A 25,450-nucleotide genomic window follows, 5' to 3' on the forward strand; every position below is an offset into this window, starting at 1 on the left:
CTACAGTGAGTCGTCCCCGTCCACGCGACTTTGCACCCGAGTGTTCGCCCCCACATTGCGGACTAGCCCCAAAGGCCTGCATAGGTCGACTCAGAACGTATAGCCGACCGATAAAAAAGTCACGATCGGATCCAATTTCAGCTTGGATTCGCTCTTGACCGGCCCGACGGCGGAGTTCGTGGTGAGTGTTGCGCGTGCAGACAGCCACATGTACGACACGGAGAATGCCGCCGACCAGTGTTTGGTGAAGTTGTACGAAAGCCCGGCGTTCACGACCGGCGCGAACGAGCTGCCGATATGCACGCTAGTGGGGCCCGTCAGCGCGGTGCCGGTTTGCGGCGAATAGAGGAACGCGCCGTTGGCCATTTGCTGGCTCAGCTTGACGTCCGAGAACCACACATACGAGGCGCCCGCACCGACATACGGGCGGAACTTGCTCTGCGCGCTGAGGAAATAGTACTTGAGCAGTAGCGTCGGGCTCCACTCGCGGGCCGTACCCAGTTCGCCAAGCGGCCCGAGCGTGCCTTCGCCGTTGAGGTGAAACTTCGGCGGCACGCCCGTCACGGCTTCGACGGCGATGTGATCGGTGACGAAATACTGCAGGGTCAGTCCAAATGTATCTGCATCGCTTACCGACGCGCTTGCGCCTTGTTTCGTGACCGTCTGACCGAGCGCGGTGACGTTGAAGGGGCCACTCGAATCCTGCGGTGCGAAGTGCATCCAGCCGGCACTGACCTGGATATCGCCCGCCGACTGCGCATGTGCGCTCGTCACGGCCGCCATGCTCATGGCTGAGAGGGTCGCGGATGCAATGTGTTTCAGCTTCATTTCTTCTCTTCTCGTTTCAGATTTCAATCGGTGACGGGCGAGCGCGTCCGCATCGCCTGAGCCACCGGGTCCGGGGCGATGAACGCACAACAAGGGAAAGCAGGTGAACCGGCAGTCTCTACAGACAGCAGTCGAGACTCACCTTGAAATACGCGTAGCTCATTTCGATACTGCGCTTCACCGCGTGCACCTCGTCCACGCCGGGCGCGTTGCCGAGCAGCGTCGCGACAATCTCGAGTGCTTCCCACGGATGTGCGTCGTCGTAGTGCGCGTGCAGACTGAGCCAGCGCATGGCCTTGCGGCGCATCGACGTGGGAAAGCTGTTCGCGTACGTGTCGCTGCTGCAAACAAGCGTCGACCACTCGCCGGTGACGCCTTCGATCGCGAAGTTGGTCGCGGCGATGCTCGCGGCCAGCGGATCGCCGCTGCTACTCTTCCAGCACCAGTGCGAGAGCGCGTAAGCGAGGGACGGGCCGCCGCCTTTCATCAATGCGCGCTTGTTGACGTCGTGCGCGGCGGCCCAGTCGACCCAGTAGTCAGCGTGGTTCTGCTCGACGCGGATGTTGCGGGTCAGATAGCGCCGCGCCAAATCCTCGCCCCGTGAATGACCATAGCGCAGCTTCTGCAGATTCATCGCCATGTACTGCGGAAATTGCTCGACGACCGGCCAGCCGTTGACGAGGAACGCTTCGGCCTGTCGCGAGCTCAGCTTTGCTTCGCGCATCGCGGCAAAGATGGGATGGCCGATGATGGTCTGCTTCGTCTCGTTCGTTTCGGTCAGCACGTCGCCCAACCAGGCCGGATAGCTGGCAATGTCCTTCAGGTCGCCAACCCGCTGAAAAGTGGGATCCAACATCTCCTCCTACGTCATTGCAAGAAATTCAACGTTCTGCGCCCAGAGGGCCGGTCGGCCCACATGGAATCCTTGAACGAAGTCCACGCCCATCGTGCTCAGCGCGCGCAGGATTGCTTCGTTCTCGACGTATTCCGCGATGGTCAGACGCCCCATCGAATGGCCGATGTCGTTGATCGCTGCCACCATGTCCTTGCTAACGGCATCCTTCAGCATGTCCTTGATGAATCCGCCGTCGATCTTGATGTAATCGACCGGTAGATGCTTCAGATAACCGAACGAGGACATGCCGGCGCCGAAGTCATCGAGCGAAAACTTGCAGCCGCGCTTCTTCAACGTGCGGATAAAACGCGCGGCGGCCGTGAGATTGGCAATCGCAGTGGTTTCGGTCACTTCGAAGCAGATGGACTCGGGGGCGATGGGGCTGAGTTCAAACTGTTCGGTCAGGAATTGGAGAAAGCGCTCGTCGCCGATCGAGGCCCCCGACAGATTGATCGCGTATTGCACGCCCTCGGGATTGCCTATCTTGGCGAGCGTCGTGAACACGGCGCGCACAACCCAGCGGTCGATCGCGGACATTAGTCCGTACCGCTCGGCCGCGGGTAGAAAGGAGAAGGGCGATATGATCTTGCCGCCTTCGCCGACCATGCGCAGCAGCACTTCAACGTGACGCGGATGCTGCGTGGATGCGTCGTTGCCGCTCGCTGGTTGCATCGCGCGGATCTCCTGCGCGTAGAGGCAGAAGCGATTGTTCGCCAGTGCGTCCTTGATGCGACCGCACCATGACATCGCGCTCGCATGGCGCGTGAGTTCCTTGTCGCCGCGCGAGGCGAGGTGCACCCGGTCGCGCCCCCGCTCCTTCGCGAGATAGCAGGCGATATCGCCGAAGCGCATCGCCGTTTCCATGTTGAGCCCTCGCAGATCGACCAAACCAATGCTCACGCTCGTCGACAAGGTGTGTGTCTCGCATGACCACTGAAATGCGGCCACCTCTTGTCTCAGGCGTTCTGCGACCTTCATCGCGGTTTGCTCGTCGCAATCGGCCATCAGCGCGGCGAATTCGTCGCCACCCAAACGCGCGAGCGAATCCTCGTCGCGAAGACATCGCTTGAAGAGGGCGGCCACCTCGCGAAGCATCGTGTCGCCCGCTGCGTGGCCGTAGGTGTCATTGACCACTTTGAACTGGTCAAGGTCGAGCATCATGAGCATGCTGGACTGCTGCGCGCGCTCTATGCCCGATTGCGCGTCGAGCGACGCGGACAGGCGCCGCTCGAACTCCGTCCGATTGAGCAAGCCAGTCAATCCATCGTGCGACGCCTGCCACGACAGGTTCGAAACGTATTCGCGCTCACGGGTCATATTCCGTAAGAGCAACACCGCGCCGGTGATCGTATCGGACGTATCGTGCACAACAGACGTGATTGCCTGCACCACGGTCTCGGTGCCCTGCCGGTTGGTCAGCACGAGATCGATGCTTGGGTCCCAAGGCTCGGTGCCGCGCAGCGCCTGTTCGATCGGATCGACGGGACGCCGGTCCCATTCGCGTGCGATGGAGACAATTGCAGTCAGCTCCTGCTTCACGCAGCCTTCGGCTTCGCGACAGAAGAGGCGCTCGGCGGCAGGGTTGATGAATTCGACGAGGCCCGTCGGCCCGACCGAAACGACGGCCTCGCCGATCGAGCCGAGCGTGGCTTTCGCGCGCGCCTCGCTTCGCCTCAACGCGTGCTCCGAGGCGAGTCTCGCCGTAATGAAGCGACGGGCGTACCACACTGACAACGAGACAAGAAGTGCCGCGACGACGACGTTGATACCGAAGAGCAACAACGCCGTTTTTCGGAATGCGGAGCCCAGCACGTCGGCGAACGCGCGCGAAACAGGTGCAATCGCGGAATTGACGTTCCAGATTTCGCTCGTCAGCAGTTCGACTTCTACTTGGCCGGGTGCGCCGGCGGATTTGGCGACGCGCAGTTTGTGAGCGGTCGCGACGAGCTGATCAACCAGTGCGTCGCCGCGTGTCCAGTAGGTCACCGCATGTTCGAAGTAGCTGGCGCGGCGGAACGTGCGGAAGACCCACATGACCGAGCTGACATCAGCGGAGTCGACGCCGCTCTCTAGTAATGCTTGCCGGGCTCTACCGAGTTCGGGGTTGGAACCTTCGAGCGCAAGTCGGGCACGCTTCAGGTTGAGCGGATAAGCGATGGCGCTCTCATACTGACGAAAAGCTTCTTCGTCGCCGGTCTGCGCATAGCGGATGAGATAGAAGACCGCGTCTTTCTGGCCTTTCGACCAAGTGCTCTCACCACCGATATAGGCGCGCACGGACGACATGATCGAGAGGCTCGTCGCTACTAGCGCCAGCAATGACGCAACGACGGCCAAAAATGGCCACGTAGTCTTGAACAACTGTCGATTGGTCTTCGATGCCGCGGGCATATCGAGTTTGTTATCGGTGTCTCTGCGCGTCGCGACAAAATGAGACACGCCACAAGGTGCCGTCAGAACCATTCCGAACGGTCGTCCTTTGCAGTGAAAGTCTGTCGCTTCGATTTATAACGGCACGAGAAATATGAACTTGAGGCTCTACTCGAAATCTTGAGGATCGAATAGTACCTGCGAAGAACACGCTAAAAATCGTTTGTAATAGGAAAGAGTGCGAAGTGTTGTTTTTATCGCATGAGGCATCGGATCTCCATCCGAGTGCCTTCACAGCGTTGCAGAGTACGCCGAGCGGAAGGAAGGCTTCGTCGATCGTTAGAGAACGATTGTGCGGAATTGATGCTGCGAGTCGAGAACGTCGTTTGAGTTTCCACGCACGACCCGTTTCGCACGCCTGATCCATTCGCAATGCACAGCGGCACGTCCGGGGTTTCTTCAACGCCCGCTGGACATGTCGCGCGTGTTTGTGACCAAGATCTGAGCAAGAAGGGCCGAGGCAATGCGTAGTTGCGCCGGCAGGAGATGGCTCGTCGTCAGAATCGCCGTAACGCGAACGCGCCAGAGTTAAGCGGGAGAGCGGCTTCACGATGCCGGACGGCCATCGCGATCATGTTGCGTAGATGCGCAAGTTCGGCGTCCGTCGATCGCAGCTCGCTTGAACTCGTAGGGAATTTAGCTGTGGCTTCCATTGCCAGTTTATCGGCACGTTACTGAATTTCCTGACACTCCGATCGACGAGCTCAATCATCTGGCTCATGGCCCAATGATTGCATTGGTCGGCGCGCCGGGATCCGAGCACCAACACGAATCAGCGCAGCGTTCAGTCTTCGCGGAGATTCTGGATGAACTTCGCTTCGCATGGCGGCTCTCGCCATGGCCTATCTGTTGTTGAACAGACCATTGGCGCATTTCGCAGGTCGGGCACGATTTACTCTTTGCGAACGCGGTCGTTGGCTCCTATCCGACGAGTCGCTCAATGCTGTCCTTGACTTCACTGAGCCACAGCTAGGCTGGTGTGGATCAGTCGAAGAAAGGCAGAATATGAAGTCAATCGTGGCAAAGCGGGGTCCTCTTGCGACATCGGCATCCAGCACCGGTGCAGGCTCAAAAAGAGCGTCACGCGACGCGGATGGCGAACTCGCGCATTTGGAAAAGGTAGTAGCCGCGGTAACAGCGTCAACAACGCATCAATTGCCAATCGCTTCAGCGTATTGGATAACACGCATACGTGATCTGCGAGTTCACTACATCTTGCTGCCCGTTCAGCTCGCCCGGCTATCTGCTATTGAACGTTGCATCAAGGATTGCGCAAGCGAACGAAAAGTGGCGGCGCCGATTCGCCACCGTCGAGTTGCGAGGGCGGCTTGATGGCGCGGCGAAAAATGAATACACAGCCGATACCGCGGGAACATCTGCTCGCTCTGATCGATCCCCGACAAGGTGGGCGTAGGCCGTCGTTGTCGTGGTCCGACATCACTTTGATGCACTTGTCGAAGAAAGGCGTTCGGCCTGCTCAGCCGGAAGTACACGACCACTTGCCGACGTCGCGTCCACTCTGCGCTGCAATCGAATTTCTTCGTGCGGTGCGGTTGCGAGAATTCCGCCAACAACGACCGCGCCGATGAAAGCGATGCTTGACGCGAGCATGATCTGTCGGCGCGAGGTTCGAGGCGAGGACGTCGCCATTTCCCCCGATGCTTCCGCCGGAGAGGTATTCGGCGACAGAGCGGTTTGGCAGCGTTTGCATACAGGGGCCATAACACTTACTTCGGCTCCGCATGTATCGCATATGTTGTAGCCCATTCTATTATTTTCTCGATTTTCTACGTCACGCGCAGCGATGATATCCGTAAGCTAAAGAGTCGGAGCGATGTCGGCATAACGGCAGCGGAAGCGCAAGACTTGAGACGCTTGGGAAGGTGACCTGACGAACGACAAGTGCTGCTTTTCGACGAGAGTCGGACCGATGCCTGAGTGTCGCACATGGCAGAATGAGGAAGTGCGAGCGACCACTGCTGGCTAAGGCGATGGGCGAGCCTTCGCGCCCGCAGAACGTATGTCAAAAAACGCGAAAAGCACTGTAAAGTAAACCGAAGGCAGTCCGTAAACAGCATGAAAGTAATGGATTTCCCATCCGGAGAAAGCCTCTCGCATCTGTCTACGGAGAATCAGAACCATGAAGGTCGTCACCAAACTGGGCCTGGGCTTCGGCCTCGTGCTGTCGATGTTGTTCGCGGTGCTCGCCTTCGGTCTCTTCAGCATGTCGCAAATCCAGGCGCGCTTCGATGAAGTCGTCGAAGTCAACAATGCGGAGGCGAAGCTCGCGCACGCGCTGAGCCTCTCGGTGAGCGACCGGATGATCGCGCTGCGCAACATCGCGCTCCTGACCGACACGGTTGCTGTCGAAGCCGAGAAAGCGCGCATCCGCACGCAAGCGCAAGGCTACGCGCAGGCTTACGACGCACTCGGCACGCGCTTCAAGGAAAACGATCAAACTTCCGCGAGCGAGCGCGCCGTATTCGACAAACTGCGCGTGAACGAAGCAGCCGCCGCGCCGATCATCGAAAAGGCGATTTCGCTGGCCGAAGCGCGCGAGCAGCAGGCGGCGATTCGCGTGCTTATCGACGAACTGCGGCCGGTGCAGCGCGAGTGGATGAGCACTACGAAGGAAATGATCGCGCTGCAAGACGAACAGAACGAGATCGCCAACCGCGACGCCGACGCCGCCTACGCGCGCGCCAAGGCGATCATGCTCGCGCTCGGCGCGGCGGCCGTGCTCACCGGCATCGTGGCCGCGCTCGTCATCACGCGCGGTGTCACGCGTGCGCTCGGCGGCGAACCGGGCGAAGCGATGGCGCTCGCCGCACGCATCGCGCAAGGCAATCTGCGCGATGCGATCGCCGTCGATGGCCGCAGCCCCGACAGTCTGATGGTCTCGCTCGAAACGATGCGCGCGCGTCTGAACACGATCGTGCTCGGCATTCAGTCGTCGAGCGTGGCGATCGCCGAGGCGGCCAGCGAGATCGCGCAAGGCACCGTCGATCTCTCGAAGCGCACGGAGTCGCAGGCAGCGTCGCTCGAAGAAACGGCGGCGAGCATGGAAGAATTCGCGAGCGCCGTCGCGAAGAACGCCGACAACGCCGCCGAAGGCACGCACGCCGCGACCAAGGAATGCGGCGACGCGACTCAGGGCGGCGACACCGTCAACGATGTCGTCGCGACCATGCGCAGCATCGCGCAGGCTTCATCGCACATGGCCGACATCATCGGCGTGATCGAAGGCATCGCGTTCCAGACCAATATTCTCGCGCTCAACGCAGCGGTCGAGGCCGCGCGCGCGGGCGATCAGGGCCGCGGCTTCGCGGTCGTCGCCGGCAAAGTGCGCGCGCTCGCGCAGCGCAGCGCCGTGGCCGCCAAGGAGATCAAGACGCTCATCGACGATTCGAACGCGCGCGTGTTGAACGGCTCGGCGCTTGTCGAGCAGGCGGGCGGCACGATCGACGGACTGGTCGCGTCGGTGAATCGCGTGACAGCCATCATGACCGAAGTAGCGGCGGCATCCGGCGAGCAGCGCATGGGCATCGATCAGGTGAACGTGGCCGTCGCGCAGATGGATGAGGTCACGCAGCAGAACGCCGCGCTCGTCGAACAGGCGTCCGCCGCCGCGCAATCGCTCGCGGAGCAGGCCGAGTCGTTGCGCGAGGCGGTCGCGGTATTTCAAGTCGAGTGAGCCGCGGTCCGATTTAGGCCTCGCGGAGCGCTAAGGCCTTTTCTGATGCGTCGCAGCCGGTCACGCTGCGGCGCAGACTGCAGCCGCAATAATCGTGCTGTCATAGTCGATACAGCCGGCCGAACAGGTCCTACGCGTTGACTCGAAAGCTCCCGCGAGACCTTCAACTTCGCCGACGCCCATCGCGCGTTTGGCCGTTATCGAACCCTCGGCAAGCGTCGCTATCCCACCCGGCTACCCTAGCAGCCTTAATGGTCACATTACCGCTTCTATGAACATCATTGGCGAAGAAAAGACGGGTTTCAAGAACGCTGAACACGTTCGTCTCGCTGGCGAGGCGGCGAGGTAGTACTTGACTTATTTCAACGACGTGGCCAACGAGTGTCGGCGTTAAGCTGATAGACCGGGGAGCGCCGAAGGTGAAGCAATAGGTGGGGCTACGTGAGCAGAGGCGGGGCGCGGCGCGAGGGTGGGGGCGAGAGTCACGTGTACACGCTAATCCAAGCGTCAAATTGGGCGACCCACCACCACCGTCATCACCAGGGTACCCACCCACGCTACGCAGACGACATCAGGACATCTCAGAAAGGCATCGCTCCATTTGCATGGCTACGAGCTTTGCAGTTTCGCGAGCGAACGCAACGGTTAAGAGACTGATAGTTATCTGCATAGCTGCATTTTGCTGCACCGGTCGACAGCGGATCCAATTCTGACGCGGATCAATCGATGCCGATCGTCGTCGCCGGCGAAAACCTGTTCTAGTCAATTCAGTTTCGAGAATGCCAACGCGCGCCGTCTTACACCAGGCCGGCCTATAAGCTCGACCGGTTTAGCTCGCAATGTACACATAACGCGAAGGTGCATGCGTTACCTGGTGTTCGACATAAGGCTGTCGCGATTAGCTTTGCTCGACGTCGCATGTGTTGTGAGGCAGAGGACCTCAGGCTCGACTGTGTGACTGCGGCCAGACGTTTTGCTTCCGTTCAGTTGCTCGCGATTGCCGTGGTCGCTCTGAAAATCCGGAGCGGCCGTTGGTCAATATGGGGCTTGGCTGCGCCTATGTGACCAGTTGCAGGACTCGATGCGGCCGGCATCGCTGCACGGCTGATGCACGCCCGAGGGTCGAAGCCGGGCCCATGATCATGCGTAAGAGGCTGCACAGGATTGCCTTGGCAACCCGCCTGACCTATCGCCGATTCCTGAGGGCGACGTCATGGTAGCCGCGCAACGCATCCATATAACGCTTGCCTGCAACGGTCCGCACGACCGCCGCGCGCTCTCTCGCCAGCCGCTGAGAGAGATAGTGATACTACATTTATCGAAGCGCTCGACAGGACGGAGGATCGCCTTGAACCTTCTTCTGATCAACCTCGAGCAGGAAAATGGGCTATATACCGGCGGTTAACCCTAATTTCCGAGGCGCCGGCCAGTGCATAAGATTCGTTGTAACACTACGTTTAAACAAGAGTGTTGCTACGTAAGCGTGCTGAATTTGCAGGCGGCCCTTCATATCGCAGGTGAGGAGACAACAACGATGGATGATTCCGAAGTCGCATCGCGCAGAAAGTTTCTGGCTGGACTCGCCGCAGCAGCCGGCGGACTCGCGCTTTCCTCGGTTTCGGGAATCGCCGGAGCCCAACAGAAAGTATTCGTGCCCTTTAGCAACAAGAGCCTCGACTATTACTTCTTCGCCACGCAGCAAGAAGCGGTGAAGCGAGCTGTCGAGGCGAAAGGCTGGACCTTTCAGGCGGTCAACGCCAACTTCAGCACCACGACCCAACTCGAACAGTGGCAAAGCCTCTTGCTCAAGAATCCCTCCGCAATCATCGCGGACCCGATCGATAGCCAAGCTATTGTCAGCGCTATCAAGAAGTACAACTTCAAGAAAATTCCGGTCGGCATCATCGACACGCCGGCGCTCGGCGGCGATGTCGCGATCACCGTCGATTTCGACAACAGGGCGGGCGGCGTCATGGCCGCCGATGCGATCGTCGCCGCGCTCAAGAAAAAGAACGGCGCGGCCAAGGGAACGGTGCTCAATTGCTACGGTGCATTGCAATCGGTCGCGTGGCGGCTGCGCAAGGAAGGCTTTGAGGAGGAAATGAAGAAGTATCCGGACGTGAAGGTGATCAGTCGCCCGACAGAAGGCCTGCTCAAGAGCATGCTCGCCGTTACTTTGTCGACCCTATCCGAATACCCCGATCTCGACGCCGTGCACGCGCCGAGTGATTCGCCCGCGCGCGGCATCGTGACGGCGCTACAGCAGAAGGGCAAGTGGAAGAAGGTCGGCGAGCAGGGCCACGTGATCTTTGTAAACATCGATGGTGAGCCCGCCGCGCTCCAATGGATTGGCGACGGCTATATGGACGCGGTGGTCTCGCAAGACCCCATTGCCTACGCGCAAATCACGGTCGAGATGCTCGACAAGCATTCGCTCAAGGGCCAACCGGTGCCGCTTGGACAGTACCAGAACAGCCAGTATTTCTGGGAAAAGGCGCAAATCACGAAGTCCGACACGGGTGCCAGCCTCGTGATCCAGCCGTTCATTGTCGATGCGAGTTCGGTCAAGGACAAGCGCCAGTGGGGCAACATCGCTTACAACGAATGGGGCCTGCGCTACACCTGATCCACGCGGCTCACCAGCTCAAGCCCGCAGCCGGCGCGACATGAATTCCTCGCGCCGGCTGCAGATCGAGGACTCCCATCATGGCGCATATGAGCAGCAACGAGTACATCCTTCGGACGCACAACCTCGGCAAACGCTACAAGAGCGTGGTCGCGCTCGACCAGGTGTCCATCAACATCCGGCGGGCCACCATTCATGGCTTGCTGGGCGAGAACGGCGCAGGTAAGTCGACGCTCGTGCGCCTTATTTCGGGACAGACCGCGCCAAGCGCGGGCAGCATCGTATTCGATGGCGACGAGGTGCAAGGTTCCGACGTCATGGAGATGGAAGAGCGCGGCGTCTTTCTGGTAACCCAGGAACCGATGATCGTCGATTCGATGTCGGTGGCCGACAATCTGATGCTGGGTCGCTGGCCACTCAAGCGTGGCTGGACCAGGCGCGTGGACCAACGGGCCCTCATGGAAAGCGTCGAGGTCGCACTTGGAGGCACCGGCTTCGATCCTCGCATGCCAGCGCGATATCTCTCCGCAGTGGCCAAGCGCAAGCTCAACATCCTGCGCGCGCTCCACAGTGGCGGCAAGTTTTTGATTCTCGACGAACCGACCACCGCGCTTACGCTCGCTGACCGCGAACATCTGTTCGAATTCATGCGCAGCCTGAAGTCGCGCGGCGTCACTTTCGTATTCATCTCACACTACAACGAAGAAATCTTGGACATCTGTGACGGCGTGTCGGTACTGCGCAACGGCAATCTGGCTGGCGAGCATGACGATCTGTCAGCGATTGACTCCGATGGACTTTCAGAACTTGTGATCGGTCGGGACGTACCGCTGTTCTATCGCGAACGTGACGCCGATAAGAACGTGCGACCTGAACGGGCTTCGTCGACATGGCTCGTAGAAGAACTCGTCGCGCCGGGCATCGAAGTGGAGCGGTTCACGATAGCACCGGGCGAGATCGTAGGCTTCGCGGGGCTGCCCGGCTCCGGCGCCAAGGAGTTCGCCCTCGCACTGTTTGGTTTAAATCCCGCGAGCAGCGGACGCGTGTCCTCGGGCGACAGCGCGCCGCACGCACTGCCGGATCATCCGGGCCAGGCTTTTCAGGAAGGCATCGCCTATCTCTCCGACGATCGACATCGCGATGGGCTCGTTGGCCTGCAGAGCATCGCACATAACATCACCCTTTCGAGCCTCAAGAGCGTATCGCGGGGTGGGGTGATCGATGCGGAGGCGGAAAAAAGCGTCGTACGCCGCTACTTCGATCATTTCCGCGTGAAGGCGGGCACCCCGGAAGTGTTGCTCGGAACGCTTTCGGGCGGCAATCAGCAAAAGGTGTGTCTCGGCCGCGTGCTCGCCACCGCGCCGCGGCTGCTGATCCTTGATGAACCCACGCGCGGCATCGACGTGGGCGTGAAAGAAGAAGTGCACCGCATCATCGATGGTCTCACGCGCGAAGGGTTGAGCGTGATCGTCATCACCAGCGATCTCGACGAGATGGTGCGCATGGTGGATCGCGTGTGCGTATTCATCGGCGGGCGCATCGAACACGAGTTCACGGGTGCGCAAATTGAAAAGGACGCCATTCTGCGCTCGGCGTTCGGCACGACGCAGACGTCGCTCGTGGAATAAACGAAAGGAGACATGGACATGCAACCGAGAAGCGAATTTTCTACCGGCGCGTCGTCGCCTGGCTCGGCCGCGCTGGCGCAGGCCAGCACGCCCCCGGCTGCAACGCGAGGTAAGAGCAGCGTTCAATGGTTGTTTCAGAACGTGGTCTGGCTGTGGCTGGCCGCGCTAGTGGTGGTTTTCGGCGTGCTGAATCCATTTTTCTTCACGTTGGCGAATTTTCAGAACGTGCTGGTGCAGGCGACTGTTCTCGGCCTGCTCGCGCTCGCCGTGTCGCTGCCATTGATGGTCGCGGAGATCGATCTGTCGATTGCGAGCAACATGGGCTTTTCCGCCGCAATTGGCGCGATCCTCACAACGCGCCTTGGACTTTCGCCCGCCGTCGGTGTACCCGTGGGCATCGCAGCGGCGACCGCGATCGGCTTTTTCAACGGCCTATGCGTGACACGCCTGAAGATGGTGTCGCTCATTCAGACGCTCGCCGTGATGATCGTGCTGCAGGGGACGCTTCTCGCCGTCACGCAGGGCAACACCATTTCCGATATGCCGAACCCGTATATCTGGATCGGACAGTACACCGTCGGCAACTGGCCGGTGATGCCGATCGTATTTCTCGTCGCGCTCATCGGCATGGGCTTTCTCTTGCGCAAGACGGTGCTCGGTCGCTGCCTCTACGCGACGGGCGGCAACGCGCTCGCCGCCAACTCGGCCGGCATTCGTGTGAATCGCATCAAGATCGTCGCGTTCACGTTGTCGGGACTTCTCTCCGGAGTCGCGGGCTATCTGCTAGCGGCCTGGCAGATGGCGATTACCTCTGACCAGGGGGAAGGCTTCCTGCTCTACGCGATCGCGGCGCCGATCATCGGCGGCGTGAGCGTCTTCGGCGGTCGGGGCGGCGCAATGGGGATTCTCGGCGGCGTGCTCCTGCTCACAGTCATACACGTCGGCCTCGCGATCACGGAAGTGCCGTCCTTTTACGTACAGATGATCGGCGGCATCCTGATCTTCGTCGCCGTTGCGGTGGATGCGATCCGCGTCAACTTCGTGTCGCAGTGATCGCTGCACCTGACTACCAAAGTAGAGTCGCCATGACAGAACCGAAACAATGCGAGATGTACATCGACGGCCGCTTCACGCATGACGGCGTCATGCAGTGGATCGACGTAATCAATCCGAGCACCGAGCGCGTGGTCGCGCGCGCTCCCGATGCCGGCCAGGATGCGATCGATGCCGCCGTGGACGCCGCGCAGCGGGCATTCAAGAGCTGGCGCCGCGTGAATCCGTTCGAGCGCTCGCGCCTCTTGCATGCGATTGCAGATTGCATCGAGAGCGATGAACGCGAGATCGCTTTCGCAATCACCACTGAAATGGGCAAGCCGCTCGCCGAAGCGACGGGCGAAGCGCGCAAGCTCGCGAAAGCGTTTCACTACTACGCGGAAGAGGCGGTGCGCGTCTTCGGCCAGACGATCCCGAATGAAGAAGACGGGTTCGTGAGCTTCGTCGAGAAAGAGCCGGTAGGTGTCGTTGCGGCAATCACGCCGTGGAATTATCCGGTCGAGTTGATTGGCTGGAAGCTGGCCGCTTCGCTGGCAGCCGGTTGCACGATCGTCGTGAAGCCATCCGAGTACACGCCATCGAGCGCGCAAGCAGTGTTTCGCTGCGTGCATCGCGCGGGGGTGCCTGCGGGGGTCGCCAATCTCGTGATGGGCGCGCGTGAAACGGGCAAGCGGCTCGTCGGACACCCGGCGATCGACAAGGTTGCCTTCACCGGCTCGGGCGCGGCGGGCGAGGACATCTACAAGACGGTTCGTGGCATCACGGGCCTGTCGTTGGAACTGGGCGGCAGTTGCCCGCTCATCGTGACGTCGCATGCGGATATCGAACTCGCCGTGGCGGGGACCTTGAGGCGCGCATTTCGCAACGCCGGACAGATCTGTATCTCGATCAACCGTGCATATGTGCAGGAAGCGGTGTACGGAGAGTTCCTCGAGCGCATGGCCGGGGAAGCGAAGCGGCTGGTCGTCGCGGACGGCATCGCAAATGAGCGTGCAGACGTCGGTCCGATGGCAACGCAGGCGGGCCTGGAAAAGGTGCTGCGTCATGTGGACGATGCGCGTAGGCGTGGCGCGCGCGTTCTCTGCGGCGGCGGACGGCCGGAAGCGCTCGGATCGACGGCACAGGGACTCTTTTATGCGCCGACCGTCATTGCAGACTGCGAGCCCGGCGCGCTTGTGATGCACGAGGAGACGTTCGGTCCGGTCGTCGGTATTGCGCCGTTCAAGCAGATCGATGAAGCTATTGAGGCGGCCAATGGCACTCCCGCCGGGCTCGCCGCCTATGCCTACACGGAGAACATCAAGGAGGGCTTCGCGCTCTCGCGCGAGCTCGATTTCGGCAACGTGGCGATCAACAACGTGGATGCCGGCATCATGAATGCGCCCTACGGCGGCCGCAAACAGAGCGGCACGGGCTACGAGCATGGCCGCGAGGGGATGGAAGGCTACCTGCACCTGAAGCACGTGCGCCTGCGGCACGGCGCCTGAGCGAGGAGAGCGAGATGGAACGCTATCTTCTGGGCATCGACATCGGCACATCCGCGTGCAAGGTCATCGCGGTCGACAGCCTCGGGCGCGTCGCGGCCAAGGCGCTCGCCTCGTATTCCGTGATCTCGCTGCGTCCCGGCTGGGCCGAGCAGGAGCCGGAGCAGTGGTGGCGTGCCACGCAAGAGGCGCTGGCCGAGGTGCTCGTGGCGCTGCCTGATCGCCGCGCGGTGCAGGGCATCGGGCTTTCCGGACAGATGCACGGGCTCACTGCGCTCGACGCGAACGACGAAGTCTTGCGCCCGGCAATTTTATGGTGCGATCAGCGCGCCGCGCCTCATTGCGACGACATCACCGCACGTGCGGGCGGTTTTGAGGGCGTGCTCAGGCTCGTGCAGAACCGTATGCTGCCGGGCTTTACGGCAGGCAAGCTTCTGTGGATGCGCGAGCACGAGCCCGGGTTGTTCGCGCGCATGCGCCACATGCTCAATCCGAAAGACTATCTGCGCCTGCGTTTGAGCGGCGAGCATCTCACGGACGTGTCGGATGCGTCCGGCACCGGGCTTTTCGATGTAAAAGAGCGCGCTTGGTCGAAGGCGATGCTGTCGCTGCTCGACTTGCCCATGAACCTGGTGCCCGAGGCGGTGGATTCCACTGCGCGCGCGGGTGTGTTACGTCCCGAGCTGGCCGAAGCGTGGGGCTTACCCGCGGATACGCCGATCTACGGCGGCGGCGGCGATTCCGTGATCCAGACCACTTCGATGGGCGCAATCGACAGCGGGCCACTCGGGGTCACGATCGGCACGGCGGGCATCGTCGCGGGAGGAACGCGCACCTGCCCGGAGCCGACCGGCCAATTGCAGATTTCCTGTGGAAATGCGCCGGGGCGCTGGCACGTGATGGGAGTCACGCTGTCGGCAGGTGGCGCGTTTGAATGGCTACGCAACGCGCTGATGCGCGTGATGCCCGCGTTGTCCTTTGAGGACATGACCGCGCTTGCGAAAACCGCTCCCGCCGGTTCGCACGGCCTGCTTTTCCTGCCCTATCTTTTGGGTGAGCGTTGCCCGCACGTCGCCGCTGATGGCCGCGCGGCGTGGATTGGGCTCACCTCGATGCACGATGCCAGCCACATGGTGCGCAGCGTGATGGAAGGCGTCTTGTTGAATATCCGTTCGATCGCGGCGCTGTGTGCGACGTCCGGCCTCACATGCGATGAGGTTCGCGCATCGGGGGGCGCGACCGGGGAGCCGTTTTGGCTTCAATTGCTCGCTGATGTCCTGCAACGCGAGGTCACAACCGTCACAGGTGCGGCCGAGGGCGGTGCGTACGGGGCGGTGCTCGCTGCGGGCGTCGGTGCGGGATGGTGGTCGACGCTCGAAGAAGCCGCAGGCTCGCTTCGTGTGACGAGTCGCGTCACGCCGAATCCGGCGCTTGCTTCGCTCTATGACGCGCGTTTCAGCACGTACCACACGCTTTACGACACCTTGCGGCCGGCGTTCCAGCAGATCGCAGCGGAAGCTGCTTCCCCCGACAACACCAGCAGCGGCGACGACCGGCTGCCTTCCCCGGAGAACTCCGACTCATGACCCGCACAGCCCGTGTTCTCGCCGAATCGCCCCTCGACCTTCCCGTGGACGCGGTGGTGTTTGATCTCGACGGTACGCTCGTCGATACGGCACCCGATATCGCCAACGCGGTGAACCGCCTGCTCGCGACGCACGGACTGCCTCCGCAGACGGTCGATTTCGTCGAGGGCTTCATCGGCGAGGGCTCATATGGCCTCATCGATAAGCTTTATAAAGGCATTGGCCTCGAACTCGACCACGCGCGGGTCAGCGCGGACGTCGAGAAGTACCTTGAAATCTATAAGCGCCATCCGGTGGAGAAAGCCACGATATATGCCGATGCACTCGCCGCGATTCCCGCCTTGTACGCGGCTGGTGTCAAGCTCGGTGTATGCACGAACAAGGCGCAGCAGCTCGCGCAAGCGGTACTCGAACACTTCGGGATTGCGCCCTATATCAGTGCGGTCGTTGGAGGCGATATGCTCTCGCAGAGAAAGCCGCATCCCCGGCATTTGCTCGCAACCCTCGAACAGATGGATGCCGCGCCCGAGCACACGCTTTACATTGGCGACACGCGCATCGACGCCGAATGTGCGGCACGCGCGCAAGTGCGCTGTCTGGTCGTCAACTGGGGCACAGGACCCAGTGTGCCCGTCGCCGAGGATGCAAGGCTCAATTCCTTTGCCGAACTTGTGACGAGATGCGCCAAGCTGAACGCGTCGCGCATGCCAGGAGCCTCATGAGAAACGATCTGTTGCGACGCGTTGCGCTGGAGCGTCCCGCCTTGACCGGCGCCGCATTGCGTATTGCCGATGTCTTGCTGGGCGCGCCCGAAGCGGTGTTGAAGATGAGCATGGCCGAGTTATCAGAAGCCGCGCAGACGAGCGACCCGACCGTGGTCCGGTTCTTCCGGCGCTTCGATTGCACGGACTATCAGGACTTCAAGGTCCGTCTTGGCCAAGGGTTGATTCCGCAGGCGCCGTTTGACTACGAGGCGATCACCTCGAACGATTCGCCCGAAAATGTATGCAGCAAGATTGTGAATAACTCGCTGCACGCGATACAGCGCTTTGCGTCTGACGTAGATTCCGCTGCCATTGAGCGCGCCGCTGCCTATTTGATCGAAGCGAAGGGCATCTTCTTGTTCGGCCTTGGGATTTCCGAAACCATCGCGTTCGATGCGGAGCACAAGTTCTTTCGCCTGGGCCTGCATTGCCGCGTCGTGCTGGAAAGTCAGCGGCAACTGCTACTCGCGCCGACCTTGCGCAATGACGAAGTCGCGGTGTTCTTCTCGCATTCCGGCTCGACAAAAGCGCTAGTGATGGCCGCCGCGATGGCTAAGGGCAAGGGCGCGGTGACTATCGCGATCTGCGCGCCGGGATCGCGCCTGGCGCAGACCTGCGACCTGACGATTGCCGTCCCGGCTTACGCAAATACGGAGTTGTATACGCCACTCACCGCGCGTATCAACCATTTGCTTGTGGTGAACATGCTGGTCGCGATGCTGGGCATGCGGCAGGGGCGCGAGCTGCCCGATAACCTGGCCGCGCTCGACCCTTGGTTCACTAACAAATTTGTGGAATAGGCCTAACCGTTTTCAAGGTCAGTTGACGTCATTACGGAGGTGCAATTGAGCACGCATATCGAACCGGGCTATGCCCACATGAAACCCGCGTCGAAGCAGGACGAAGCCAAGCTTGCTTCAGGCATCAAGGCCGTCGATCACTATTTGCGCCCTGGGATGAAAGTCGGTCTCGGGTCGGGCACGACATCGCACTGGTTCGTGCGCGCGCTCGCACCGCGTGTGAAGGACGGGCTCGATATCGTCGGCGTACCGACTTCGAATGCGACGCGTGAGCTCGCGCTCGAACTTGGCGTGCCGCTCACGGATCTCGGGCAGATCGATCGGCTCGACGTGACGATCGACGGCGCGGATGAGATCGATCATGGCGGCAGTATGATCAAAGGTGGCGGCGCCTGTTTGCTGTGGGAGAAGATTGTCGCCGCGGCCTCGCGCAAGATGGTGGCGGCCGTCGACGACAAAAAAGTCTTCGACACGCTGGGCCGGTTTCCGCTGCCCATCGAGGTAATCCAGTTCGGCTGGCAGAGCACGGAGCGCCTGCTGCGTGAGCTGTTCATCTCTGCCGGTTTCGACGCGGGCGTGCGCATCGTTAGGCGAACGAAGAACGGCGAAGTCGTGGTGACCGACAGCGGCAACTGGATTCTCGATTGCCATCTCGAAGCCATTGCAGAGCCGCTCGCGCTCGCGCCGCGTTTCAATGCAATTCCGGGGGTCGTGGAGAACGGGCTTTTCGTCAACATTGCGAGCGAAATGATCGTCGGACATGCGGACGGTAGTGCCGAAATTGTGGTGTTCGAAGGGGCGCGCGCATGAGTACGCTGTCGACGCTGGACGCGTTTCGTGTGGACGGAGATGTCTGCGTGGTTACGGGCGCAGCGCAGGGCATCGGCTTTTCTATCGCGAAGGGCTTGCGCGAAGCCGGGGCGACGGTAGTGATTGCAGACCGGGACGAAATGCTTGGTCAGCGTGCGGCGGACGAAATTGGTGGTGACTTCGTTGCGCTCGACGTGACGGATTCGTCCACGGTCGACGCAGCGTTCGATACCGTGGTCACGCGCCACGGCAGACTCGATGTGCTAGTGAACAACGCGGGCATCGTGAAAAACGCGCCGGCGCTCGAAACTGATGATGCCGCATGGCGCGCGGTGCTCGCGGTCAACCTCGATGGCGTGTTCTATTGCAGCCGCAGCGCAGCCCGCCATATGGTTCAGCGCAAGTCCGGGCGCATTGTGAACATCGCCAGTATGAGCGGGTCCATTGCGAACAAGCCGCAGCCACAGGCCTCGTACAACGCGTCAAAGGCGGGCGTGATCCACTTGACCCGCTCGCTCGCCGCGGAATGGGCGGCACACGGGGTGCGCGTCAATTCCATTTCACCGGGTTATGTCGCCACCGAGCTGACCAAGCGCGGCTTCGACATCGAAGAATGGCGTCAGGTGTGGATCGACGGCACGCCGATGGCACGCTTGGCAACGCCAGAGGAAATTGCACCGGGTGTCGTCTTTTTGGCGTCGCGAGCGAGCGCGTTCGTGACCGGATCGGACCTTGTGATGGACGGCGGCTACACCATTTGGTGAACGGACTGGACCCTTTGGCTGGGTGCACGTCGGCCGTCGAATCCCATAACAGAGATTGAGTCATGAACGTAAATGAAAGCGTATTCGCGCTGCGGGAGGCGCTCGGTGAGCAAGTTGTTGCGCTGCCCGAAGAGTTTGGCGAGCGACGCGTTGAGGATTGGAGCGGGATGCCGGGCGCGACGCCCCTCGCGGTGATTCGTCCGCGTACGACCGAGGAGGTCGCGCGAGCTCTTGTGATCTGCTCGAACCACAAGCAGCAGGTCGTCACGCAAGGCGGTCTCACGGGCCTTGTCGGTGGCGCCAATCTTCTCGGCGGCGAGGTGGCGCTCAGCCTTGATCGTATGAATCGCATCGTCGAGATCGATGAAGTCTCGGCCACGATGACGGTAGAGGCTGGTACGCCGCTACAGGCGGTTCAGGATGCTGCGAGCGAGACGGGTTTTTACTTTCCGCTCGATCTCGGCGCCCGAGGCAGTTGCACGATCGGCGGTAATCTTGCGACCAACGCCGGCGGCAACCGTGTCATCAAGTACGGCATGATGCGCGACCAGGTTCTCGGCGTCGAAGCTGTGCTCGCGAGCGGTGAGATCATCGGTGGTTTAAACAAGATGATCAAGAATAACAGCGGCTACGATCTACGGCACCTGCTGATCGGAAGCGAAGGGACGCTCGCGGTCATCACCCGCGTTGTGCTGCGGTTGCGCCCGAAGCCCACGGCAACTGCCACCGCTTGGTGCGGCTTGCCGGATTTCGCCGCAGTCACCACGTTGCTCACGCGCGCGCAGGCGGGCTTGGCGCCCGGAGTCTCTGCGTTCGAAGTGATGTGGGCGGGATATCATGATGCTGTCATCGCCAATCTGAAAAATCTTCGCGCGCCGCTGACCGATTCGTATCCTTTCTATGTGTTGCTCGAGAGCGTTGGCGCCGACCCCGTCAGGCATGGCGAAGCCTTCGAGGAATTTCTTGGCGGCATGCTCGAAGCGGGTGTGGTCAGTGACGCGGCCATTGCTTCTTCAGAAGCGCATGCTCGCAATTTCTGGGAGATCCGTGACGCACCGGGTGAATATCAGCGCTTCATCCCAAACCATGCGGCGTACGACGTGAGTTTCTCTATCGCACATGTTGGCGAGGCGGCGGCGTTGTGCGAGACGCGTTTGCGTGCGCGCTGGCCCGAAGCGACTGTGATGACCTACGGGCACCTTGGAGACGGCAACATTCATATCGTCGTCGACGTGCCCGGCATGGGCAAGCACGAGCACGATGATATCGATCGCGTCATCTACGATGTCACACGCGAGTTCAAAGGCTCGATCTCAGCTGAGCATGGCATCGGCATCAAGAAGCGGCACTTTCTAGCGCAGTGCCGGCGAGAGGCGGATATCGAGGCCATGCGCGCGATTAAACAGGCGCTTGATCCGCAGGGCTTGCTCAATCCCGGGAAGGTTTTTTAGCGGCGGAACGAGGAACGAGCCATGAACGAACTCGATCAGGCGCGCAGGCGTGCAGCGACCCAAGCAAACGCGCAGGACGGCGACCTCTGGCGATGGTTCTCGCTGCTGATGGACGAGCGACGGATTCGCTGGTGCCAGGCCGATGGTTGCTGGCTTGTAAGCGTCGATCATCGGCACGTCGCGACCGAATCGAGTTTCGATCGCGCCATTCGGGAAGCGCGGCGTAGCTACGAGAAGGACGTGCTGCGGCGGCGAGCAGCGTAAACGTAGTCCTACGCCACGGGTGGTGCGCTGCAGAGGAAGAGATTAAGGACGTCTGTGTTCAAGCGAAACCAGCAATGCCAAGGTCGAACCTTATCAAGGAGACTTCACTTTCTATCGGAGCGATCGAAGAAGTCGGTGGAGGTGGGCAGTGCTTCGCACGGCGCGCAACCGCGATGTCGGCGAACGGCCACTTTCTGCTTCATTCGATTGTCGCATCCGCTTTGTAGGGGCCTTTCATCGGCACTGCCGGCCTACGATCTCTGCACTCGCCAAAGCTTTCAGATAGGGGTCACGAAGGTCCAACCTCTTGAGCCGCGAACTGCATCATTTGCTGCCGCAACTGTGCAGGCAATACTACCGCGGCCCGACGCTCGAGCGAAAACAGCACCACCGTCTGCTCGATCTTCGCGCGCAGTTCATTGTCTACGGCCGCCGTCAGACCGAGCTTTATCGAACTTCTACCGGTCTCGCGGACCTCCAGAGCGAACCGGAGTGTCTCGCCGTGTTTGCTCGGTGCCACGAAATGCGCCTGGATGTGCACCGTCGGAATGCCTAGTTTCTCCGTGCCGATAAAACGCGCGTAGTCGACGCCCAGTCCATGGTTGAACCAGTCCTCGAGTACCTCATGGAACAGGACGAAGTACTGCGGATAGAACACGATACCCGCGGGGTCGCAGTGCTGGAACCGCACGCGCTTGTCGCAATGAAAGGCCGTATCTGTGGTCATTTCGGGGTCTGGCTCGAGGTCATCATATGAGCGAAAAGCTGGATCTTGCCTTTGCGATGCGAATGGCTTCATCGAAAGACGAGGCGGTCGCCACATGCCGATGGTTGACGCTGACGAGCCATCCTCCGTCCGAGAGACACCAGCGAATCTTGCCACCGTCCATCAGGGCCGAAAACCATCGCCATAAGGACGCGTCCTCCGCGTTGGCGCCAGCCGCCGCCAGCGCGCGGGTTTCGCGAAGTTGCCGAACATCGATCATTGACGTGGCTTTCTTCCTTGCGGTCGCGCTAGTGGCTGGCATGAGACAGCACCTCGTCGATGACAAGCTGGTTGCCCAGCGAATTCTCGAGCGCAAATACAATCGATTTGTCCGGCCCAAGCACCGCCGCACTGAAGTTTTCCACCATCGACTGATACTGATCGGCGTTTCCGAACTCGACCGTTTCGATTTTTCCGGTGTGATCTGAACGAATGTGAACTCTTGCGTCGGCATACACGCCGGGGTTGAACGGCGCATCCAGCAAGAACCAGCCTTTCGAACCATGGAAGATCATCTGCTGATGGCGGGCGAGTTGAGTGCCGCAGTAAAAGTGAAGATCGAAGCCCGGAAATGTCAGTTCGCAGACTGCCAGCTTGTCCGTGCCGAAGCGCGGATCGATGGTGATGTCGGCGTGGATCGCGACAGGCTCCAGACCGGTCGCGATGCGCGTCGTGACCACCGGATAGACGCCGATGTCACGCACACCTCCGCCGCCCAGCGCCAGATCGTTCTTGAGCGCGTGCGGATCGTCGTTGAAATAAGTGAAGGACCCTTCCACGCGCTGCAATTCGCCGAGTGTCCCGTCTGCGATGCGCGCTCTCACAAATGCCCACTGCGGATGGTGCGCAACCATGAAGGCCTCGCCGCAGATCAGACCGGTCGCGTCCCGCAGCGCGATCAACTCACGAACCTGTGAGGCAGTCATCGCGATCGGCTTTTCGCACAGCACGTGCTTGCCGGCAAGAAGCGCCTTCCGGCACCACTCGAAGTGACTGGCCGTCGGCAAAGGAATGTACACGGCATCGACATCATCACTTGCGACGACTTCTTCGTAACTTGCATGGGTTGCCGCGATGTCATGACGTGCGGCGAACGCGGCTGCGCGCTCACGGTCCCGGGCGGCGACGCACGTCACACGGCCATTCGCCGAACGCTGGATGGCGGGCACCACGAAATGGTCGGCGATTCTCGCGGCGCCAAGCACGCCCCAGCGGATCTTGTCACGCATCGTGTTTTCCTTGAAGTTCAACACACCGTCTGCAGGCGATCTGCGCACATGCGCAGCACTTCACCCGGATCGCGGCGCCACCAGTTCTCTTTTGAAAATATTTCGACTTCGACCAGACCGTCATAACCCGCTTGCTCGACGCTCCGTCGGATGTCCGGGAGATCGACGACACCATCGCCCATCATGCCGCGATCCAGCAGCAGATCGCGGGTGTCGTGCAGCCAGTCGCACACGTGAAAGGCGAGCAGGCGTTGGTCCTGTCCCGCTCGCGCGATCGATGCGCGCAGCGCCGGGTCCCACCAGCAGTGATAGACATCGACCGCGACCCCGAGATGACCTTCGTGACTGCGATCGAGTTCGGCGCAGATGTCGAGCGCCTGCGCAAGCGTGTTGAGCACGGCGCGGTCCGCCGCGTACATCGGATGGAGCGGTTCGAGCGCGAGCGGCACGCCACAACCGCGCGCGGTCTCGAGCAGTTCGCCGATTCCGTCGATGACCTGAGCGCGTGCGCCATCGAGATCGCGGCTGCCTTCGGGCAGGCCACCGACCACCATGACGAAAGCGCGTGCGTTAAGGGTTGCGGCATCGCGCAGAGCGGCCTTGTTCGCTTCGATGTTCGCCGCGAACTGCGCCTGGCTGGTCGCCGGCAGATAGGTCGACCGGCAATAACCCGTCACGCTCAGGCCGAGCGCCCGGATCTGTCTTGCCACGTCGGTGACGTTCGCGTTTTCCACCTCGTGACGCCACGGCGCGATACCGCCGAATCCTGCCGCCGCAATGCGGTCAATCGTGATGCTCAGCGGTTCGCGATGGCCGAGCGTCGCGGTGTTGACGGAGCACAGATCGAGTCTTCCCTGCAGGTTTCTCATGGTTGTCCAGTGTGATGTCGAAGACGAGCAGCCCATGAGCGCCGCCTTCGAGCGCCTCGATGAGCCGCTCGCCGATGGCGCGATGGGTCGGATGCGCGAGATACGCGAAGCATGCGGCACGGCTCGCGAAGTCCATCATGAAGCCATCGGCGAAGTCCATGCCGAAGCCTTCGGGAGAGACGTTGGCGCCGCACTGGAAGTTCGTGAAGGCGATGCCGGGAATTTCCGCGAGCCGTCCGATCTGCTCGAAGAAAACCAGCCGACTCGCAGCCGCGACGTCGCTACGAAAGCGACACAGCACGATATGCCGCACGGGTGCGTTCGAATGAGACATGATCATTCGCCGCAGCCGAGCGCCGCCATGACCTTGCGCACGCGGCCGATGGCATCGTCGGGATCGCGCAGCAGACCTGCCTGATCGGCAAGACGAAAGACATCCGCTAGATAGGCGGGCGGGCGCATGCCGTGGTGGCCGCCGAGCATGAAGAAGTGGTCCTGAAAGCCGTTCAGATAGGCGAGGAACACCACACCGGTTTTGTAGTACTGCGTCGGCGCGCGGAAGATGTGGCGCGACAGCGGCACCGTGGGCGCAAGCAGCGTATGGAACGTGTCGGGGTCGTCGTTGGCGAGCGCATCGAGCGCTTGCGATGCAGCCGTCGCGATTGCATCGAAGATGCCCAGCAACGCATGCGAATAGCCGGCGTCATCGCCCGCGATCAGACTCGGGTAGTTGAAGTCGTCGCCGGTGTACATCTTGACCGTCTTCGGTAGTTGCCGGCGGAAGGAGATTTCCTTGGCGTCGTCGAGCAGGGAAATCTTGATGCCATCGACGTGATCCACGCTCGCGCCGATCACGTCGAGGCAGACCTGCGCTGCGCTTTCATACTCCGACACGCCCCAGTAGCCCGCAAGTTCAGGATCGAACATCTCGCCGAGCCAGTGCAGGATCACCGGCTGATCGCACATCGCCAGCACTTCGCGATAGACGCGGCGGTAGTCGTCCGGGGAACGAGCGACACGAGCGAGTGCGCGGCTTGCCATCAGAATGACGCGTCCGCCCACGCGTTGCACGGCTTCCAGTTGCTCAGCGTAGGCGCGGATCACCTGGTCGCAGTTCGTGATCGCGCTAAGTGCAACGTGATCTGTCCCGCAGCCCGATGCGATCGATGCGCCAGGAATATCGCGCGTGCCTTCGATCGTGCGCGTGATCAATTCGAGTGCGCTGTGCCACGGCAGACCCATGCCACGTTGCGCAGTGTCCATGGCTTCAGCGATACCAAGACCCTGCTTGATCAGGTAGCGGCGGTATTCGAGCGTGCGCTCCCAGTCGATGGCGGGAGACGTGTTCAGTTCGCCGGCGCGAAGCGGGTCTGCGACGACGTGAGCAGCCGAGTACGCGATGCGGTTGAATGGCCGCGCCGGCACGCGAACGGCGAGCGGCGTGCCTTGCAGGCGATAGCTGTCCATCGTGCCGAGGGCTGTCGGCAGCTTGATTGTCGGGTTCATATG

21 protein-coding genes are annotated in these 25,450 nt (G+C 61.1%); 12 read left to right on the forward strand and 9 right to left on the reverse strand.

What is annotated here, in order from left to right:
- Nucleotides 1-90: 90 nt before the first annotated feature.
- The 3 genes from IAG25_RS36280 to IAG25_RS36290 form a co-directional block, all read right to left on the reverse strand.
- Nucleotides 91-822: an OmpW/AlkL family protein gene (locus tag IAG25_RS36280; RefSeq protein WP_187609208.1), complete on the reverse strand. Its 732-nt coding sequence runs from the start codon at nucleotides 820-822 to the stop codon at nucleotides 91-93.
- A gap of 124 nt (nucleotides 823-946) precedes the next feature.
- Complete coding sequence (locus IAG25_RS36285) at nucleotides 947-1,684, reverse strand: TenA family transcriptional regulator (protein WP_187609163.1); 738 nt, start codon at nucleotides 1,682-1,684, stop codon at nucleotides 947-949.
- Nucleotides 1,685-1,690: 6 nt separating this feature from the next.
- The gene (locus tag IAG25_RS36290; RefSeq protein WP_187609164.1) at nucleotides 1,691-4,009 is read right to left on the reverse strand and encodes an EAL domain-containing protein; all 2,319 of its coding nucleotides are present in this window, start codon (nucleotides 4,007-4,009) and stop codon (nucleotides 1,691-1,693) included.
- Between the two features lie 2,284 nt (nucleotides 4,010-6,293).
- Between IAG25_RS36290 and IAG25_RS36295 the strand changes: the two genes are divergently transcribed.
- The 12 genes from IAG25_RS36295 (at nucleotide 6,294) to IAG25_RS36350 (ending at nucleotide 21,077) form a co-directional block, all read left to right on the forward strand.
- Nucleotides 6,294-7,847: a methyl-accepting chemotaxis protein gene (locus IAG25_RS36295; protein ID WP_187609165.1), complete on the forward strand. Its 1,554-nt coding sequence runs from the start codon at nucleotides 6,294-6,296 to the stop codon at nucleotides 7,845-7,847.
- Nucleotides 7,848-9,276: 1,429 nt separating this feature from the next.
- Nucleotides 9,277-10,473, forward strand: coding sequence for a sugar ABC transporter substrate-binding protein (locus IAG25_RS36300; RefSeq protein WP_309244003.1), 1,197 nt, complete (start codon nucleotides 9,277-9,279; stop codon nucleotides 10,471-10,473).
- 146 nt (nucleotides 10,474-10,619) lie between these two features.
- Nucleotides 10,620-12,101 carry a sugar ABC transporter ATP-binding protein gene (locus tag IAG25_RS36305; protein ID WP_309244004.1) on the forward strand — a complete coding sequence of 494 codons (1,482 nt, stop codon included), beginning with the start codon at nucleotides 10,620-10,622 and terminating at the stop codon, nucleotides 12,099-12,101.
- Nucleotides 12,102-12,119: 18 nt separating this feature from the next.
- Nucleotides 12,120-13,154 carry an ABC transporter permease gene (locus IAG25_RS36310; RefSeq protein WP_187609167.1) on the forward strand — a complete coding sequence of 345 codons (1,035 nt, stop codon included), beginning with the start codon at nucleotides 12,120-12,122 and terminating at the stop codon, nucleotides 13,152-13,154.
- Nucleotides 13,155-13,186: 32 nt separating this feature from the next.
- Nucleotides 13,187-14,641 (forward strand): aldehyde dehydrogenase family protein, encoded by a 1,455-nt coding sequence (locus IAG25_RS36315; RefSeq protein ID WP_187609168.1) that lies wholly within the window; start codon nucleotides 13,187-13,189, stop codon nucleotides 14,639-14,641.
- Between the two features lie 14 nt (nucleotides 14,642-14,655).
- Complete coding sequence (gene xylB / locus IAG25_RS36320) at nucleotides 14,656-16,224, forward strand: xylulokinase (RefSeq protein WP_187609169.1); 1,569 nt, start codon at nucleotides 14,656-14,658, stop codon at nucleotides 16,222-16,224.
- A 44-nt stretch (nucleotides 16,225-16,268) separates the two neighbouring features.
- Nucleotides 16,269-16,946, forward strand: coding sequence for an HAD family hydrolase (locus IAG25_RS36325; RefSeq protein WP_187609170.1), 678 nt, complete (start codon nucleotides 16,269-16,271; stop codon nucleotides 16,944-16,946).
- Entirely contained in the window at nucleotides 16,943-17,788 is an 846-nt protein-coding gene (locus tag IAG25_RS42060; protein WP_187609171.1) for a MurR/RpiR family transcriptional regulator, read from the forward strand. The genes IAG25_RS36325 and IAG25_RS42060 overlap by 4 nt, the downstream gene beginning before the upstream one ends.
- Nucleotides 17,789-17,833: 45 nt before the next feature.
- Nucleotides 17,834-18,598, forward strand: a complete 765-nt coding sequence (gene rpiA / locus IAG25_RS36335; protein WP_255504215.1) for a ribose-5-phosphate isomerase RpiA — start codon at nucleotides 17,834-17,836, stop codon at nucleotides 18,596-18,598.
- Nucleotides 18,595-19,362, forward strand: a complete 768-nt coding sequence (locus IAG25_RS36340) for an SDR family NAD(P)-dependent oxidoreductase (RefSeq protein ID WP_187609172.1) — start codon at nucleotides 18,595-18,597, stop codon at nucleotides 19,360-19,362. The genes rpiA and IAG25_RS36340 overlap by 4 nt, the downstream gene beginning before the upstream one ends.
- 62 nt (nucleotides 19,363-19,424) lie before the next feature.
- On the forward strand, nucleotides 19,425-20,813 hold the full coding sequence (locus IAG25_RS36345) for an FAD-binding oxidoreductase (protein WP_187609173.1): 1,389 nt from the start codon (nucleotides 19,425-19,427) through the stop codon (nucleotides 20,811-20,813).
- Nucleotides 20,814-20,834: 21 nt separating this feature from the next.
- Nucleotides 20,835-21,077 (forward strand): hypothetical protein, encoded by a 243-nt coding sequence (locus IAG25_RS36350; RefSeq protein ID WP_187609174.1) that lies wholly within the window; start codon nucleotides 20,835-20,837, stop codon nucleotides 21,075-21,077.
- Between the two features lie 289 nt (nucleotides 21,078-21,366).
- Here IAG25_RS36350 and IAG25_RS36355 read toward each other — a convergent pair whose 3' ends face one another.
- From IAG25_RS36355 to IAG25_RS36380, 6 genes are read right to left on the reverse strand one after another with little or no spacing between them, the layout of a single operon-like run.
- Nucleotides 21,367-21,804, reverse strand: coding sequence for an acyl-CoA thioesterase (locus tag IAG25_RS36355; RefSeq protein ID WP_187609175.1), 438 nt, complete (start codon nucleotides 21,802-21,804; stop codon nucleotides 21,367-21,369).
- Nucleotides 21,805-21,826: 22 nt separating this feature from the next.
- Nucleotides 21,827-22,063 carry a hypothetical protein gene (locus IAG25_RS36360; protein ID WP_187609176.1) on the reverse strand — a complete coding sequence of 79 codons (237 nt, stop codon included), beginning with the start codon at nucleotides 22,061-22,063 and terminating at the stop codon, nucleotides 21,827-21,829.
- 28 nt (nucleotides 22,064-22,091) lie between these two features.
- A complete protein-coding gene (locus tag IAG25_RS36365) occupies nucleotides 22,092-23,072 on the reverse strand; it encodes a Gfo/Idh/MocA family protein (protein WP_187609177.1) in 981 nt (326 codons plus the stop codon).
- Between the two features lie 17 nt (nucleotides 23,073-23,089).
- Nucleotides 23,090-23,941 carry a sugar phosphate isomerase/epimerase family protein gene (locus IAG25_RS36370; protein ID WP_187609178.1) on the reverse strand — a complete coding sequence of 284 codons (852 nt, stop codon included), beginning with the start codon at nucleotides 23,939-23,941 and terminating at the stop codon, nucleotides 23,090-23,092.
- Entirely contained in the window at nucleotides 23,856-24,275 is a 420-nt protein-coding gene (locus IAG25_RS36375; RefSeq protein WP_187609179.1) for a Dabb family protein, read from the reverse strand. The genes IAG25_RS36370 and IAG25_RS36375 overlap by 86 nt, the downstream gene beginning before the upstream one ends.
- Before the next feature lie 2 nt (nucleotides 24,276-24,277).
- Nucleotides 24,278-25,447, reverse strand: a complete 1,170-nt coding sequence (locus IAG25_RS36380) for a dihydrodipicolinate synthase family protein (protein ID WP_187609180.1) — start codon at nucleotides 25,445-25,447, stop codon at nucleotides 24,278-24,280.
- Nucleotides 25,448-25,450 lie beyond the last annotated feature (3 nt).

This window comes from Caballeronia sp. EK (genome assembly GCF_014384845.1).
Classification (GTDB): Bacteria; Pseudomonadota; Gammaproteobacteria; order Burkholderiales; family Burkholderiaceae; genus Caballeronia; species Caballeronia jiangsuensis.